Origin of the sequence: Xanthobacter autotrophicus, assembly GCF_030015065.1 — a bacterium.
GTDB classification, from domain to species: domain Bacteria; phylum Pseudomonadota; class Alphaproteobacteria; order Rhizobiales; family Xanthobacteraceae; genus Xanthobacter; species Xanthobacter autotrophicus_D.
The window spans coordinates 1-426 of the sequence record NZ_JAIVFN010000464.1 but is presented as its reverse complement, the minus strand read 5'-3'; the positions used below and the strand labels follow the sequence as shown (position 1 = coordinate 426).

Annotated in this window: 1 protein-coding gene; it reads left to right on the top strand. The window is 66.2% G+C overall.

Annotated elements, in window-relative coordinates; genetic code table 11:
• The coding region (locus K9U40_RS24055) for a DNA gyrase C-terminal beta-propeller domain-containing protein (protein ID WP_282892561.1) at positions 1-426 on the top strand (426 nt) is incomplete at both ends.

The following is a 426-nucleotide window of genomic DNA, read 5'->3' as shown; positions in this document are numbered from 1 at the left end:
GTGGTGACGCTCTCGCACACCGGCTACATCAAGAGCCAGCCGCTGTCCGAATACCGCGCGCAGAAGCGCGGCGGGCGCGGCAAGCAGGCCACGGCCACGAAGGAAGACGACTGGATCGACCAGCTCTTCATCGCCAACACCCACGACTACATCCTGTGCTTCTCCAACCGCGGCCGGCTGTACTGGCTCAAGGTGTGGGAAGTGCCGGCGGGCTCGCGCGGCTCGCGCGGCCGGCCGATCGTGAACATGTTCCCGCTGCAGGAAGGCGAGAAGATCAACGTGGTGCTGCCGCTCACCGGCGACATGCGCACCTTCCCGGCCGACCGCTTCGTGTTCATGGCGACCAGCATGGGCACCGTGAAGAAGACGGCGCTCGACGAGTTCAGCAACCCGCGCAAGGGCGGCATCATCGCCGTGAACCTGGAC